The sequence below is a fragment of the Flavobacterium sp. genome (assembly GCF_027490375.1).
In the GTDB taxonomy this organism is placed as follows: Bacteria; Bacteroidota; Bacteroidia; order Flavobacteriales; family Flavobacteriaceae; genus Flavobacterium.
Genome location: NZ_JAIXYH010000075.1, coordinates 1 through 15031 on the forward strand (window position 1 = coordinate 1; position 15031 = coordinate 15031).

16 protein-coding genes are annotated in these 15031 nt (G+C 39.1%); 9 read left to right on the plus strand and 7 right to left on the minus strand.

What is annotated here, in order from left to right:
* Positions 1 to 532: 532 nt before the first annotated feature.
* Positions 533 to 1045, plus strand: a complete 513-nt coding sequence (locus Q0064_RS11135; RefSeq protein WP_298148309.1) for a hypothetical protein — start codon at positions 533 to 535, stop codon at positions 1043 to 1045.
* A 768-nt stretch (positions 1046 to 1813) separates the two neighbouring features.
* On the opposite strand, the gene Q0064_RS11140 is transcribed toward Q0064_RS11135, so the two are convergent.
* The 7 genes from Q0064_RS11140 to xrtF form a co-directional block, all read right to left on the minus strand.
* Positions 1814 to 2512, minus strand: coding sequence for a VTT domain-containing protein (locus Q0064_RS11140; protein WP_298148310.1), 699 nt, complete (start codon positions 2510 to 2512; stop codon positions 1814 to 1816).
* A gap of 151 nt (positions 2513 to 2663) precedes the next feature.
* Complete coding sequence (locus Q0064_RS11145) at positions 2664 to 3395, minus strand: heavy-metal-associated domain-containing protein (protein WP_298148311.1); 732 nt, start codon at positions 3393 to 3395, stop codon at positions 2664 to 2666.
* A gap of 1 nt (position 3396) precedes the next feature.
* On the minus strand, positions 3397 to 3735 hold the full coding sequence (locus Q0064_RS11150; protein ID WP_298148312.1) for a cation transporter: 339 nt from the start codon (positions 3733 to 3735) through the stop codon (positions 3397 to 3399).
* Positions 3736 to 3744: 9 nt separating this feature from the next.
* Positions 3745 to 5748, minus strand: coding sequence for a TonB-dependent receptor (locus tag Q0064_RS11155; protein ID WP_298148313.1), 2004 nt, complete (start codon positions 5746 to 5748; stop codon positions 3745 to 3747).
* Between the two features lie 46 nt (positions 5749 to 5794).
* Positions 5795 to 6211, minus strand: a complete 417-nt coding sequence (locus Q0064_RS11160; protein WP_298148314.1) for a hypothetical protein — start codon at positions 6209 to 6211, stop codon at positions 5795 to 5797.
* A gap of 112 nt (positions 6212 to 6323) precedes the next feature.
* Positions 6324 to 6779, minus strand: coding sequence for an exosortase F system-associated protein (locus Q0064_RS11165; RefSeq protein WP_298148315.1), 456 nt, complete (start codon positions 6777 to 6779; stop codon positions 6324 to 6326).
* Positions 6769 to 7308 (minus strand): exosortase family protein XrtF, encoded by a 540-nt coding sequence (gene xrtF / locus Q0064_RS11170; protein ID WP_298148316.1) that lies wholly within the window; start codon positions 7306 to 7308, stop codon positions 6769 to 6771. Before xrtF ends, Q0064_RS11165 begins: the two co-directional genes overlap by 11 nt.
* A gap of 67 nt (positions 7309 to 7375) precedes the next feature.
* Here xrtF and Q0064_RS11175 point away from each other — a divergent pair, with 67 nt between their 5' ends.
* The 8 genes from Q0064_RS11175 (at position 7376) to Q0064_RS11210 (ending at position 14644) form a co-directional block, all read left to right on the plus strand.
* A complete protein-coding gene (locus Q0064_RS11175; protein ID WP_298148317.1) occupies positions 7376 to 7831 on the plus strand; it encodes a GAF domain-containing protein in 456 nt (151 codons plus the stop codon).
* Between the two features lie 7 nt (positions 7832 to 7838).
* Positions 7839 to 8771: a hypothetical protein gene (locus Q0064_RS11180; RefSeq protein WP_298148318.1), complete on the plus strand. Its 933-nt coding sequence runs from the start codon at positions 7839 to 7841 to the stop codon at positions 8769 to 8771.
* A 353-nt stretch (positions 8772 to 9124) separates the two neighbouring features.
* The gene (rpsO, locus tag Q0064_RS11185; RefSeq protein ID WP_094487111.1) at positions 9125 to 9394 is read left to right on the plus strand and encodes a 30S ribosomal protein S15; all 270 of its coding nucleotides are present in this window, start codon (positions 9125 to 9127) and stop codon (positions 9392 to 9394) included.
* Between the two features lie 172 nt (positions 9395 to 9566).
* Positions 9567 to 11822, plus strand: coding sequence for a polyribonucleotide nucleotidyltransferase (locus tag Q0064_RS11190; RefSeq protein WP_298148319.1), 2256 nt, complete (start codon positions 9567 to 9569; stop codon positions 11820 to 11822).
* A 189-nt stretch (positions 11823 to 12011) separates the two neighbouring features.
* Positions 12012 to 12677, plus strand: a complete 666-nt coding sequence (locus Q0064_RS11195; protein WP_298148320.1) for a hypothetical protein — start codon at positions 12012 to 12014, stop codon at positions 12675 to 12677.
* A 385-nt stretch (positions 12678 to 13062) separates the two neighbouring features.
* Positions 13063 to 13569 (plus strand): hypothetical protein, encoded by a 507-nt coding sequence (locus Q0064_RS11200; RefSeq protein ID WP_298148321.1) that lies wholly within the window; start codon positions 13063 to 13065, stop codon positions 13567 to 13569.
* A gap of 239 nt (positions 13570 to 13808) precedes the next feature.
* Positions 13809 to 14159, plus strand: a complete 351-nt coding sequence (locus Q0064_RS11205) for a hypothetical protein (RefSeq protein WP_298148322.1) — start codon at positions 13809 to 13811, stop codon at positions 14157 to 14159.
* A 212-nt stretch (positions 14160 to 14371) separates the two neighbouring features.
* Positions 14372 to 14644 carry a hypothetical protein gene (locus Q0064_RS11210; protein WP_298148323.1) on the plus strand — a complete coding sequence of 91 codons (273 nt, stop codon included), beginning with the start codon at positions 14372 to 14374 and terminating at the stop codon, positions 14642 to 14644.
* The last annotated feature ends 387 nt before the right edge of the window (positions 14645 to 15031 follow it).

Consider the following 15031-nt stretch of genomic DNA (forward strand, 5'->3'; position numbering starts at 1 on the left):
TAGACTCGATGAATTCACCACTTAACTTGTCGATTTAGTATTAAGATTGGAGTATTAAGTATTAAGACTTTAATGAGTTTGCCACTTGACGTGCCGTCTATCTGCCCGAACCCCGAATCGTCGGTGCCTGAGCCTGTCGAAGGCAGATGTCATTTTTGGATAACGAAACGTTCTGCGTTTTCCTCAGCGGTATAGAATTCGACAAAATTCTGTGCGTTTCAGTGTTTTCTGCGAGCTAAAAAAGCTGCTAGTAGAGCCTGACAAATGCAAACATCGTGTACTTTGTGAAACACTTTGTGAAACATTGTGCTCCCAAAATCTTGCATTCTCAAAATCTCAAAATCTTAGAATTCCTAACCCGATTCCCTCCTGAAATTAAATCCGACTGAGGCAATCATTTGCAAAATTCAAACATACCTAATTACTAAACTGATAAAACACTTAGTTTTAACGAATATACTTTAAAAGAACCATTCTCAATTTCAGTAAAAAATTGCTGATCTTAGCAATCTAATATCAATTAAAAAAGTATATGGAGATTAACACTTTTTGGAACTTGGTCTTGAAGGGTATTGGGCTATGGCTATTGATGAATTGTCTTTACATTTTTCCTCAGCTTACCTCTTTACTACTCGTAAGCCAAATAGAGGATGGCTGGAACTCTTCTATTTCAGAAATATCTATTGGACTATTTGCCCTATTTGCTTATCTGTATATTTCCGTCCTTTTCTTGTTCAAATCTGCTTGGCTTATAAAAGTTTTAAAATTGGAACGAAATTTTAAAGAGAGCAGACTTGAAATAAGTACTTCTAAACATACCGTTTTGAAAATTATCATTGTTCTCATCGGCGGACTTACCTTTATTGAAAGTTTACCGAGCCTGATTCAAAACATTTATCAATTCCTGCAACAGAAAGAACTTATTACCGATTACCGCGATGCCTCTTGGATCGTTTTCGATAGCTTAAATTCTTTAATTGGCTACTTATTTATTACAAATAGCAGCGTAATTGCTACCTTTATAGATAAACAAGAAGAAAAATAAAACAACTACTAAGCAATTGGTAATTAATTCTTTACAGATACCTCGTTGCTAAATGAAATCAGACAGCATCTTATCTTAGCGTGGTTTAAACAAACTTTTTTTACCGCAAAGAACACAAAGCTATTACGCAAAGAACGCAAAGCAAATTCTCAGCAGCTTTCAATCTCGAAATCTATCAATCTTTCAATCTCGAAATCTTTCAATCTCGAAATCTCGAAATCTCGAAATTTTAAAAAAGTATGGTTTTTCCGTAAAATTAATTTTTAGGAATTTCGTATGGGGAATGTCCCTACGTATCCCTCCCGCCCTACGTGACGAAGTTTTCGAAAAAAATCGACATACAATTACGGTTTTTCCACATTTTTTAACCGACAAGATTGGCGTAATGAGTTTTAAGACTTTGATGAGTTCACTACTTAACGTGTCGATTTTCCTCCCGAACCGCCATTAAATTAACCGCAAAGAACACAAAGCTATTACGCAAAGAACGCAAAGCAAATTCTCAGCAGCTTTCAATTTCGAAATCTCAAAATCTCGAAATCTTTCAATTTTTCAATCTTGTAATCTTGTAATCTTGTAATCTCATAATCTTCCCCCCCTTCCCTGCCCCGGATAGAAACGGAAAGCCTTTGGTAAAAAAGCCGTTTTGCCAAACAACAAAAAAAGCGCGACCAACGGAAGCGCTTTTTTTGTTTGTGAGGCACGGCTTTTTGACAAAGCTTGCAGTGTATAGCCGGATTAGGCCCTTAAAATAATTAACATTGACAACTACTCCGGATCGGTTTCGTTTGTTGGCGCTACCGATTTTTTGCCGAACTTGTATATCACCGGAATCATAGTAACAGCAACTAAGCCAATAACAATAACTTCGATGTGTTCTTTTAAATCGATTTGATAATTCTCCAACAAGAAACCGTACAAATAATGCCCGGCGAAAATGAGCGAAAACGACCAAACGAAGGAGCTTAGAATGTTGTAAAACATAAACTTTTTGCGATCCATGTTTACAATACCTGCCACAATGGGTGCAAAGGTTCGGAAAATGGGAACGAAACGCGCAAAAATGATGGCGCGACCTCCGTGCTTTTCGAAGAAATCTTTCGACTGAACCAAGTACTTTTTCTTCCACCAAAAACTGTCTTCTTTACTATACAAATAATAACCGCTTTTGGCACCAAACCAATACCCTACAATGTTGCCCAAAATTCCCGCAACTGCTACGAGCGTAGATAAAAGGGTAACGTTTAAAAAAGCACTTTCGATGAAAACCACGTTTTCGATGAGTTCGCGGTTGTAGATACCTGCTAGAAAAAGCAAGCTATCACCGGGAAGAAAGAAACCCGCGAACAAACCGGTTTCGGCAAAAACGATAAACAACACGATGAATAAGCCAACTTTTAGACCGTTTATATCGAAATGAATATAGAACAACGGGTCTAGTAAGTTTTTCCATTCAAAATTTTCCATCTGTGTTTGTTTTGTGATTGTATGGGCGAAAATACTAATTAATGCGGCTACTGCCTAGCGCAGCCAATGTGTTTACCAATTTATTAACGCGTTTTTAAGCGATTTAAAAGCAACTACCTTTTCAGAACGCTAACGATCAGTCAACTACAAGTTAGCCGAACAACATAGCCACTCCCAAAACGATCATGATGCTGTTCTCGATAAAAGTTGCTTCGGTCATCGGCAATTTAAGCACGGTTCCCAAACAGGCACAGCGGATTTTTTGCTTGTGCAATAAGGTTCGCGTTACGCCTAAAGTGGTGGGAATTAACGTTATTAAACTCACTATAATCGCCGGAACAATTGCCATTTCAAGCAAAAACAAAATGCCTAAAAGCAGTTCCAGAAAAGGGTAAGCGCGTGCGTAGCTTTGGCTCTTGGCGGCAATCGGATCGTACATGGCAAAACTTTGTGCAAAACCGCTCACGTCTAGGAGTTTGAAAAACGAGAAAACAAGATAAAACACGCCCATAAAAAGCAGCATCATTCGTTTGGGTTCAAACTCGGGAACGCTTCCGAGAACGGTGCCGAGCAAAAGAAATCCGAAGATTAAAAAAAGCGGAAACAGTTGTTTTAATTTAGAAACCTCAGCTTCGGTTTCGATTACTTTCTGCTTTACAGGCGCGGGTTCTTCTACTTCGTGATAAGCCGTTACGGTATATTTTCCGGGCAAGGCTTCGTTTAGTGCTTCTGCCGAATAGCGAACAGCAGCATCTACTACGAGCTTTCCTTCGGCCATGTCAACCAAAACGTGTTGCATATCGGGCAAAACCGACAATGTACTTTCAACGGTAGCTTTACAACTTGTGCACGTCAGTCCGTTTATATGATATATGGTCCGCATATCACTCCTTGCGATCGTATTTACAACAATGGTGCAGTTTGTTGTAGGTGTCGTCGCTGGCTTTTACATTGTTGGTGTCGTGCCCTATTTTTGCGATCGCCTTCTCAACATCGGCTACTGAACATTTGGTTTCGTTTATGATGAGGTGTAAAACCTTGTCGTCGATATGCCATTCGGCCGATTTAACACCAGGTACGCTGTACGCAGCCTTTTCGATGCGTTTCTTGCATTGCTCGCAATTGCCGTTTACTTCGATATTTACTTTTGCATTTTTATTTTTTTGTTGTGCTTGTGCGGAAAAAGCCACAAACAACAAAACGAGGTATACTAAATTTTTCATGATATATAGTTAATTGATTTTAAAACGCAATCCTGCGTAATACATTCTTCCAAAAACAGGGCCATAAACTACCGAGGCCTCGAAATTGTTGCCAAACGGATCGTTAGCACCACTAATTACTTGAGGTTGTCTAAAATTTGTTGCGTTTTCAATGCCGCCGTACACTTCGAAAACTTTGGAGAAAACGCGGGTTACTTGGGTGTTTAGCGTGCCGAATGCAGCCGACTTCTGCGGCAAATCGGTTGTGGCAGGTAGTACTTGCGATCCGAGCCAATTATACGTTGCATCGAACTTCCAGCGTGAACCATTTTCGTGTTCATGTGTCGAAAACTCGCCGTTTACAAAAAAACGGTGTTTTGCTTGCAGCGGTCGTTGATTTGCACCCGACGCAAAATCGGTTTTCATGTCGTAATATTTATACGAAGTTCGCAAGTTCAGATGCGTTAAGATGTTGATGCTAAAATCGAGCTGTACGGCATTAACAAACGAATCGCCTTGAAGCATACGAACCGATAATTCATTGGCTCGGTACGGATCAATAACCACTTGTTGTTGAAAATCGGTGCGGTAAATATCGGCACCAATACTGGCACTACGTTTAAAAAGTTTAAACGATTGTGAGTAGCTAAAACCGTAATTCCACGCAATTTCTGGATCTAGTCCATAAATTTCGCCGTTGCCGCTAGCTACATTCCAAATTCGATTGCTGGCAAGAAATTGTTGGTTTTCGGCAAAGATATTGGCAATGCGTTTGCCGCGTCCGGCGCTAACTCGAAGTGTACCGCCTTCCCAAGGGTTGTAACGTGCGTGTAAACGCGGTGTAGCAAAAACGCCCAAACGGTTGTGATAATCTACTCGAGCGCCAGCTACTACACTAAAATCGTCGGTATTGTCGTACGTATATTCAAAGAAAGCTCCAACCGAAGTATCGATGCGATGCGGGTTTGCCACGAAATTGGGTACACGAACTGTTTCGCCATACTGATCGAAATTAAACGACAATCCAGCTGCAAATTTGTTTAACGTATTCGAGATGATAGAATTAAAAATCAAATTTGAATAGAAATTTGTTTGGCTAATTCCGTATTGATTTAGTCCGTAAAACCCTTCTTGATTGTGATACGAAAATGCGTTTTGAAATCCGATGGATTGGAACGGCATGTCTGGAAACACGTAGCCAACTTTAGTTGACGCATCGAATCTCTGCGTATTGATTTCGGAACCCCAAGCGCCGTCGTGCAGAAATCCGGCATGGTCGCGAAAATCTTTTTGGCCGGCTATTTTCTGGTCGTTTAGGTATCGGAACGTAAAAAATCCGACGACTCCTTTTTCGTTGTTGGTGTACTGATACCGATTGAGAATATTGACTTGTTGTCCGGTTGGATTGTCGAGAAAACCATCGTGATTCATGTCGTTTTGAACAACACGAGCATTTCCGTGCACCAGCAAAAGTGATTTCCATCGCTGCGATAGGGTTTGGGAAATATGCGTATTGAGTTCAAATCGCGCATCGGAAGAGCCGTAGAAATTGACGAAAAATCGTTCTGCCTCGAACGGCTTAAGCAATTCGGTATTAATTTGTCCGGAAATACTTTCAAAACCGTTGACTACCGAACCGGCACCTTTTGTAATTTGAATACTCTCAATCCACGTGCCTGGCGTAAACGACAAACCAAAAGCCTGACTGGCACCTCGAACCGACGGAATATTCTCTTCAGTGATTGTAAGATACGGCGATGTTAAGCCGAGCATTTTTATTTGCCTTGCGCCGGTTAACGCATCTGCGAAAGCAACATCAATAACCGGATTGGTATCGAAACTTTCTGCCAAATTACAACATGCAGCTTTTAGCAACTCCTTTTTTGTCATCACATAGGTGTTGGCTGCGGGCTTTTTCAGTTGTTTTAGCGAGCGTTCATTCGCTTTTAGATTTACTTCCTGTAAGGTATCTTGCGCGAAAGTATTAGCACTAAACACAAGTGCAAAAAGGCATAAAACCTTTATTTTATTCATTATAAAAATCCATTAAAAGTTAATTACTGATTCAAAAACCAATAATTTAACCCAAATGGATTCTTAGCGCACAAAATAAAATGTAAAGCGGTGGTGCGTGCGCATCGGGAAGTAGTTCTAAGATTTGTTCTTGCTCGCATTTTGAAACAAGTACAGCTTTTAGGGCTTGCGATTGGAAAGCTGTTGCGACCACCGCAGAAAAGTCGGGATACTTTTCAACCAGAAAATCTTTTTTGGCTTTTAGCTCTACTTTTTTGTCGGTACAGCAAGGTTTGTCTTGTTTTGCTTTGATAGCGCAACATCCTTGATCTTTTTTGGTAACTGGTTCGCAATTGTCTTCTTGACTAAAGAAATCGAGCGAAGCTAATTTATCGCCACAAAAATGAGCGGTAAATGCGAATCCCTGAGCGGTACTCATTACCGTCAGTGCTAAGAAAATCGCTATGTACTTCTTAAAATTCACAGTACAAAGATATGGAGGTCTGTCTTAAAAAACTTAAATGCTTACTTAAAATCTTCGTAATGTAGCTGTTCCACGAAGAACGTCGCCAGAAATTAGAGAGAAATTGGATAATTTACTTTTGTTTGACAATTGTGTTTCGTTGAAAGTAAAAAGCCGGCACGAATAGCAAAACTAAAATCGGATGAATGATAAAACGGCGAGCGTAGAACATGGGCATCAGGTTTTCATTTCGCGTCCACACTAAAATGGCTAGGAAGATAAACATCGCAACCAGAAAGAAAATTCCGTAAAGAACTGCCGAAAATCGAACTAATTTCCAGTCTTTAAACAAGGCATAAATTATTCCGAGGGAAAAGAGCGTATTGAGTGAAAATCGAAAAAGCATGCTCAGCGATAAAAGCATGGTATTGGCGTGCGGCAATTGCTTTCCGTAAAAATCTTGCTTAAAAAAGTAAATAAAAGGATCGTAGAACAAATCGTTTTCAAATGAACGAACTGCAGCTAATAAAACCACAAACACGGCAAAAAGCAAAACACGTAATTTATGTTGGAGGAGTTTATTTAGCATAATTCGAAAATTTAGTTACCCAGACAATCCAGAGCACAAACGTTACACCGTAAATCAGCAACGGAAAGACAACATCGTGCATTAAATTTCCGTATTCGGGATATGCATTCAGTCCCAAAATCAGCGCAACAATTCTGGCAATATTCAAAAAGTGAATGATGAGAACACCGCTTACTATAAAGAGAACGGTCGATTTCAATTTACCGGTAAAAGCAATCACAAACGCAGTGAATAAAATCATGATGCTAACCGCGTTGCAGCCTTCGACGATACGTACCACAGACTCGGCGCCTAGGTAAATGCGAAAAGCGGGTTCGTTGATGCTCGGCCCCATGGATGCTACGTAACCCAAGGTGTTTAAAAGCCACACGCTTTGTTCGGTAACGATTTTAGTGAAAAAATCGGGTTCGAAAATCGCTAAATCTAATGATCTTAAATAGGTTTGATATATAACGGTTGCTACAATATACGACAAGAAAAAGCGTCCAAGAAAGTGTATAAACGGCTTATATTGTTGATAATAATTCAATTCCTTTTTTTAACAAAAGTATGTAAATCGATGCGAGTTCCTGTAATACCTTTGCAAAAAAATACGAATGGAATTTACGGCATTACTCGGTCAAGTGCAGCAAATTTGCGCACAAGAAACTTCTTCCAGAACAGAAAAGCTGCAAGGAATATGCGATTTATTGAAGGAGAACATCAGTTATTACGACTGGGTTGGCTTCTATTTTAGAAACGGCGATAAAGAAGAACTGATCTTGGGTCCGTACGCGGGTGCAGAAACCGATCATACAGTTATTCCGTTCGGAAAAGGAATCTGCGGACAAGTAGCGGTTTCGAATCAGAATTTTGTGGTTCCGGATGTGAGTGCGCAGGATAATTACATTGCATGCAGCATGACGGTAAAGTCGGAAATAGTTGTGCCCTTATTCGTAAATGGCGCGAATATTGGCCAGATCGACATCGACTCTGAAACCCTCGATGCCTTCGGCGTTGCCGACGAGCGCTTTTTGGAGCAGGTGAATGTCGAAGTTGTGAAGTTGTATTAAATAAATTATGAGAATTTTACGATTATTATTAGTAACGACGCTATTCTTTGAAGTTTCACTAGCACAAGAAACTTCTAATAGAGTTGACCTTGATTCTCTAGGTAATGAAACTTCAAACAAATATTCCCACTATTATTTAAATTTCGGAAAGTTTGACGACAATAAGCAAGCTTTTGAAGTAACGCAATACTTGAAAAACGGAACGCTATATGCAAAAGGTTGGTCTAAGTCTGAAAAATTTTGGAAAAAAACAGGTGAAGAGACTACCTATTTCGGTAGTGGTGAGATAAAATCGATACGGATTTACAGTGATACTTCTGATAGCAGTAGAATCATTACGTACTACGAAACCGGCGCTAAAAAACTAGAGGGTACATACGAAAAAAGCGACGATGATTTACACCCACCAATACTTAAAACAGTATCGTTTTGGGATAAATCTGGAAAACAGCTTATAACTGACGGCAAAGGCATTTTCGAAGATAATAACGACAATGTTATAGAAAAAGGGCAAATTGTGGATGGCTTTCAAAATGGCAATTGGATTAGACACAATTTAATAACAAAGGAGCGCTGGATAAAACTGTACAAAATGGGGAAATTTGTTTCAGGTATTTACATCGACGCTCAAAATAAAGAACACAAATTTTCCAATGCTATTGTAAGACCTCAACCTCCCGGTGGAACGCTAGCTTTTAACAAATATCTAGCTTCAAATTTTAAAGTTAGAGATGAGTGGATCGGACAAGGTAAAATTATAACTCAATTTGTTGTGGACATTGATGGAAGTTTAGTAGACATAAAGGTGCTAAAAAAAGTAGCGCCCGACATCGAGGAAGAAATTATGCGATTGCTTAAGAAGGCTCCAAGGTGGGTTCCTGCCGAAATGTATGGTAAGAAAATACGTGCTTTATATACGTTGCCTATAACTATTAGATAATTTAGACCAGAAGCTTGAAAGTTGATAGTAATCTATCGTTTGTCATATTAACTCAGGTTAAAAAAATAGAAACATCGAAGCCGGTTACAACAAAGGAACATAAGCCAAAATATCTTCTTTAATTTGATGAGAATAAACTGCTTTTAACTAGCAGCCTTCTAATTTGACACCTGCTTACAACACTTCAATTCTATAGAAGCTAAAGTAATATTTCTTGATTTGAGACCTTACATAAACTCGACCAAAACAACTCCATTAAATTTTATTTGGCACAACACAAATTAAAACATACCTTTGCAGCCGAATTGCAAAAACAACAATTCATACATAATAATCATTTTAACAATATTAGCATGTACTTAACTAAAGAAGTAAAAGAAGAAATTTTCACAAAGCACGGCGGTTCAGCTGGAAACACAGGTTCGGCTGAAGGTCAAATCGCTTTGTTCACATTCCGTATCAACCACCTAACAGGTCACTTGAAAAAGAATCGCCACGATTACAACACCGAGCGATCTCTTGTAAAGCTGGTAGGAAAGCGCAGAAGCTTGCTTGATTATCTGAAAAACAAAGATATCAACAGATACCGCGAAATCATCAAGGAATTGAATATTAGAAAATAATCAAAAGGGAAAAGAGGTGCTTACGCGCCTCTTTTTTTTACACGACTTTCAGCCCTAAACAACTGATAGTCAAATTGCCAAAAGCAGAAAAAAAGTACGGTTTTTCATTGGGCGCACACAACTACAACAACAACACAGCTACCCATTGTTTAATCAAGTGAATTAAATTTTTATGATTCCAAACGTATTTAAAGAGGTTATCGATTTAGGAGACGGAAGAACCATCTCAATCGAAACCGGAAAACTTGCCAAACAGGCAGACGGCTCTGTTGTAATTAGAATGGGCGACACCATGTTGCTCGGAACGGTTGTTTCCGCAAGAAAAGCTAGTCCAGGCATCGATTTTCTACCCCTAACCGTAGATTATCGCGAAAAATTCGCCGCCGCCGGACGATTCCCAGGAGGATTCTTCAAAAGAGAAGCCCGACCAAGCGACGCCGAGGTGCTTACCATGCGACTAGTAGATCGCGTTCTCAGACCTCTTTTCCCTGACGATTATCACGCCGAAACGCAAGTGATGATTCAACTGATGTCGCACGACGAATCGGTTATGCCCGATGCACTCGCAGGTCTTGCGGCATCTGCTGCCCTTGCCCTATCGGATATTCCGTTCCCAACACTTATTTCAGAAGTGCGCGTAGGTCGTATCAACGGTCAATTCGTGATCAACCCGAGTAAAGAACAACTCGAAAATTCCGACATCGACATGATTATCGGTGCTTCACGCGATACCATTGCTATGGTGGAAGGTGAAATGAAAGAAATTTCTGAAAAAGAAATGGTAGAAGCCATCAAATTTGCACACGAAGCCATCAAAATTCAAATCGATGCCCAAGAACGTTTGCGCGATGCTTTCGGCAAAAAAGAAGTGCGTACCTACGAAGAAGAACGACACGATGCCGAACTAGAAGCGAAAATTCACGAGTTGGTGTACAACCAATACTACGAAGTAGCACAGTCGGGAACAGGAAAACAAGAACGTGGCGAGCGTTTTTCTGAAATTAAAGAAGCTGCTAAAGCTACTTTTACCGAAGAAGAATTGGCAGAAAACGGCGACTTAATTAGCAAGTACATTTACAAAACGCAAAAAGAAGCCGTTAGAAACGTGATTCTTGATTTAGGACTTCGCCTCGACGGCAGAAAAACTACCGAAATCAGACCTATTTGGTGCGAGGTGGATTATTTGCCACGTGTTCACGGATCGGCTTTGTTTACACGAGGTGAAACGCAAGCTTTAGCAACCGCTACATTAGGTACGTCGCGCGAAGCAAACATCATCGATTCGCCTTCAGAACAAGGAGAAGAAAAATTCTACTTACACTATAATTTCCCACCATTCTCAACCGGAGAAGCTAAACCATTACGCGGAACGTCGCGTCGTGAGGTTGGACACGGAAACTTGGCGCAACGTGCCTTGAAAAACATGATTCCTGCTGATTGCCCGTACACCGTGCGTATCGTTTCTGAAGTTTTAGAATCGAACGGATCGTCGTCTATGGCAACCGTTTGTGCCGGAACCTTGGCGTTAATGGATGCGGGTGTACAAATGATTAAGCCCGTTTCAGGTATAGCCATGGGATTGATTAGCGACAGCAAAACCGGTCGTTGGGCGGTATTGTCAGACATCTTAGGTGATGAAGACCACTTAGGTGATATGGACTTTAAAGTTACCGGAACTGCCGACGGTATTACGGCTTGCCAGATGGATATTAAAATCGACGGTTTGGCTTACGATATCATGGAAAAAGCTTTGGATCAAGCACGTGAAGGCCGACTTCATATCTTGGGCAAGCTTACCGAAACGATGGCGCAACCGCGTGCCGATGTGAAAACATTTGCACCGAAAATCATTATGCGAACCATTCCTGGAGCATACATCGGAGCGCTTATCGGACCTGGTGGAAAAGTGATTCAAGAATTGCAAAAAGCGACCAAAACTACGATTGTTATCAATGAAGTTGACGAACAAGGCGTTGTTGAAATTTTAGGTACCGATCCGGATGGAATTGCAGCGGTATTGGCGAAAATTGATAGCATCATCTTTAAACCAGAAGTAGGCGAAACCTACGAGGTCAAAGTGATTAAATTACTAGATTTTGGTGCAGTTGTAGAGTACACAGCGGCGCCTGGAAACGAAATTTTGCTACACGTTTCGGAACTTTCATGGGAACGTACTGAAAATGTAACCGATGTGGTAAACATGGGCGATGTTTTCGAAGTGAAATACATGGGTATCGATCCGAAAACGAAGAAAGAACGTGTTTCGAAAAAGGCTTTATTGCCACGTCCTCCAAGAGACGAGAATCGTCCGCCGCGCGATGAAAACCGTGGGCCACGCAACGACGATCGCGGACCTAGAAAAGATTTCAAAGGCCCAAGACCAGATAACAGAGGACCGCGCGAAAACCGCGACGAAAAATCCGAATAAATACAAAATTCGAATAATAAAGAAGACCGCTGCATTGGCGGTCTTTTTTTTGTAGTTAAGATATATTTGTATATTCGTTCGATGTTAGTATTACAACGGATAAATGTACAGTTAAATTTAAAGGAGTATTTTCGGCCTTTTTTTGAATGGAAAGTAATTTTATTTTTCCTGACTTGCTCTTTATTATCCATGTCATCCTACTCGCAGCAAGATTATCACTTTGATTATTGCGTTACTTATAAAATTGATCGGCGGAGTTATGAGCCCTTCGTGTATTTAAAATCTATTTACACTAGCAGCAAGGATAGCTTAATTTTAGCGAATGTTATAACTACCAAGAAAGGTAAAATTTCTGCAACTATTATAGATTATCGATCTCGTATAATCCATTACTACACTAATCGTCCGAGAAGGGATAAACCAACTGAACACAATTTTGTTTACGACTTTTCTTATAGAATGAAGGGAACGCAAATCAACGCTCCTGATTTAAAAATTTATACTGAAAGGGAAAACGTCTATCAAGACAGTATCGTAACGAAATCTAATATTAAGATGTTTTTGGTTAAACGTAAAAAGAAACACATCTTTGATATCTATTTAGAAGCCGAAACAACAGAGAAAGATTTCTTTCCGACCTTTCAAAGAATGGCATTTCGCCATTTTGAAGAAGTGCAACATCGGTTTATGGACCGTAACGTACTTGTTAAAACAGCCATTGTTCGAAATTTAAGTGAGACCAATTTGTCCGATTATTTTCAACTAATCTTTAATGGCCCTACAGATTTTAGTTTATCGATTGATAAACTTGTAGTAGTAAAGAAACCTAAAAGCTTCGAAGTAACAAAGTCTTAAGATAAGACTATGAGTGTAATCTTTGGCGCAGCATCAAACGAATAACGCTTAGAGCAGCTGCTGTATGTCGAAGAATCAAACCCCTCGCTCCGAAAAGTCTCCCGACTTTGAGGTATAATTAAAAAAAGCGCACTAACAAGACATTACAAATACACAAGACGCTGTTTTGCTGGTTTTTGAGCTTTGAAAGATTGCTCAGAAGTCGGAAGACTTCAGAGAGTGTGGTAAAAATTATCCCGAAGTCGGGAGACTTCGGAGAGCGTGAGAAAGACTTCAATGGCATGTTTATAATAATTCTTACGTTTACCGCTATTTATTTAAAGAAAGAACTGCAAAACAAATAGGCAATATTGCAAATTTCCTTCAAGATACGGGGGACTTATCAGTGCTCATTGATACTGCTTTAATTTTAAAAGGGTTTGGAGCACCATTCGGCGCGCTTTTAATTTCCTACGGTGGTATTGTATCTTTAACGGGGACAGTTGTAGATTTGGGTAATGATATTTATAAGGAAAAATGGCCGACTGAAAAATTCTTGACCAAAACTGCATTACAGATTATACCATCTGCAAAGTTCGGCGAGAAATTTTTTAAATATCTAGACGCAGAAAACGCAAATCACGTTTTGAATGCAGGAACGATATTTGCCAACAGAACACTTGATTTTTTTGAGATACAAAAATTAGACTATATAGAGAAAATTAAAATGGAAGATATCTTAACACTTTTAGGGTTTTCAATTGCATTAGCTGCTTATATATATTACAGCAGAAAAGATTTTGCAGAATGGAATCAACTTAATCCTGTACAAAAATTTAATTTGGTTAGGTTTCCGCTTTTAGCATCTGCTATAGTTATAATGCTATTCGTAAAAATTTGTTTTGACCTATAGCGGTCAGCATATAATGTTATTGTAAGACCTGGTTATAAATATGGTTTTCAGCACTAAAACTAGGCTGAGCTTAGCGAAAACAACTACGCCATGACCTTCCGCGCGTACGACCCAGCCTTAGGCCGCTTCACCGGCGTAGATTTATTGGCCGAATTGCAATACGAACACACGCCTTACTACTTTTGGGTACGGAAACCCAAATGTCTCAACAAAATTTCGCGTCTTGTAAAAAGTGATAAATGAAGAAAATTTTGAAAATCAAATTGATAATAGCATCAATCTTAGGCTTAGTTTTATCGATTAGCTTTTTTTCTGAATATACTGCCATAACTGAAAATCCAACAGATTACATAAATGTTTACCAAATATGGAGCGGTAGTTCTTCATGGAAGTTTCAAAGCATTGCCAACTTTCAAAAATGGAATTTAATAGCTGGAACTTTAGCTTTCCTATATTCATACTTAAACGGCTTGTGTATGATCACAAAAAATCAAAGATTAAAACAGTGTGTCTTACTAATCGATGTCTTGTTAATACTAGCATGTGTAACTGGCTTTTTCTATTGGTATGCTTCAGGATCTGATCATTGATGAGTTTTACTCTTGAGAAATTTAACTTTAGATGAAATAGTTGGCAAAAAATTTCCATCTTTAACTTCCGAAGCTTTATGAATTGGAGGAATAATGATTACACCGCTTATAACCTCGCCATCTGGATTTATCACTTTTATGAAAAATCCTTCTTTCTACAACACCAACAATAACTGGCTACTTAAATGATACGCTTTCTGAATAACATCTCTTTGGCATTAATTGTACTTATATTGATGCAAGTTTTTGCACATTATAATCTAATGGTATCACTAAAATATGAAGCAGACTATGTACTGATAACTACTGAAAAAAATCTTTCTGAAGAGACAAAATCGAAATGGCTTGAAGAAACGCGCATGCGGGAAAACGAAATAATGCAACAGCAGAAGAAAAAAATTAACTTAATCTGGATTTTCTCTATCCTATTGCTCATAAATATTCTAGTAACCGCTTTTTACCGCCGCCGAAAAAGTAAGGTTTGATATAAAACTCGTTTCAACTGTTATTTAAAATTAGAATCTGATAGCTTTGACAAAATACGAGTTGTTTTAAATTAGAACTATTTCTCTCTGTAACACAATATTATAATCCAAACCTTCAAAAAATATAAAAACACATCTCAACGACGTCTTTTTTAGATTAGTTTTGAAAATGATTTCGGGGCACGTTGCTCCAAAACTTTAGCCGTACAGACGAAGTAAATTCGCGCTATCGGATTGGTAATAAATTTACTCAAGTAGATAATGCTGACAGCAATGAATAAGTGATAGCTTACGAAAGCTAAAATGGAAATTATAAAATTACAAGCAAATTATTCATCGCAATAATAGCTCACGTTTGGAAATTGGAAAAGGGTAAAATCATCAGTT

Excerpts from the sequence above, each read along its gene's own strand:
- Q0064_RS11135 (WP_298148309.1), top strand. The coding sequence starts at position 533 with ATGGAGATTAACACTTTTTGGAACTTGGTCTTGAAGGGTATTGGGCTA.
- Q0064_RS11140 (WP_298148310.1), bottom strand. The coding sequence starts at position 2,512 with ATGGAAAATTTTGAATGGAAAAACTTACTAGACCCGTTGTTCTATATT.
- Q0064_RS11145 (WP_298148311.1), bottom strand. The coding sequence starts at position 3,395 with ATGCGGACCATATATCATATAAACGGACTGACGTGCACAAGTTGTAAA.
- Q0064_RS11150 (WP_298148312.1), bottom strand. The coding sequence starts at position 3,735 with ATGAAAAATTTAGTATACCTCGTTTTGTTGTTTGTGGCTTTTTCCGCA.
- Q0064_RS11155 (WP_298148313.1), bottom strand. The coding sequence starts at position 5,748 with ATGAATAAAATAAAGGTTTTATGCCTTTTTGCACTTGTGTTTAGTGCT.
- Q0064_RS11165 (WP_298148315.1), bottom strand. The coding sequence starts at position 6,779 with ATGCTAAATAAACTCCTCCAACATAAATTACGTGTTTTGCTTTTTGCC.
- Q0064_RS11175 (WP_298148317.1), top strand. The coding sequence starts at position 7,376 with ATGGAATTTACGGCATTACTCGGTCAAGTGCAGCAAATTTGCGCACAA.
- Q0064_RS11180 (WP_298148318.1), top strand. The coding sequence starts at position 7,839 with ATGAGAATTTTACGATTATTATTAGTAACGACGCTATTCTTTGAAGTT.
- rpsO (WP_094487111.1), top strand. The coding sequence starts at position 9,125 with ATGTACTTAACTAAAGAAGTAAAAGAAGAAATTTTCACAAAGCACGGC.
- Q0064_RS11190 (WP_298148319.1), top strand. The coding sequence starts at position 9,567 with ATGATTCCAAACGTATTTAAAGAGGTTATCGATTTAGGAGACGGAAGA.
- Q0064_RS11195 (WP_298148320.1), top strand. The coding sequence starts at position 12,012 with ATGTCATCCTACTCGCAGCAAGATTATCACTTTGATTATTGCGTTACT.
- Q0064_RS11205 (WP_298148322.1), top strand. The coding sequence starts at position 13,809 with ATGAAGAAAATTTTGAAAATCAAATTGATAATAGCATCAATCTTAGGC.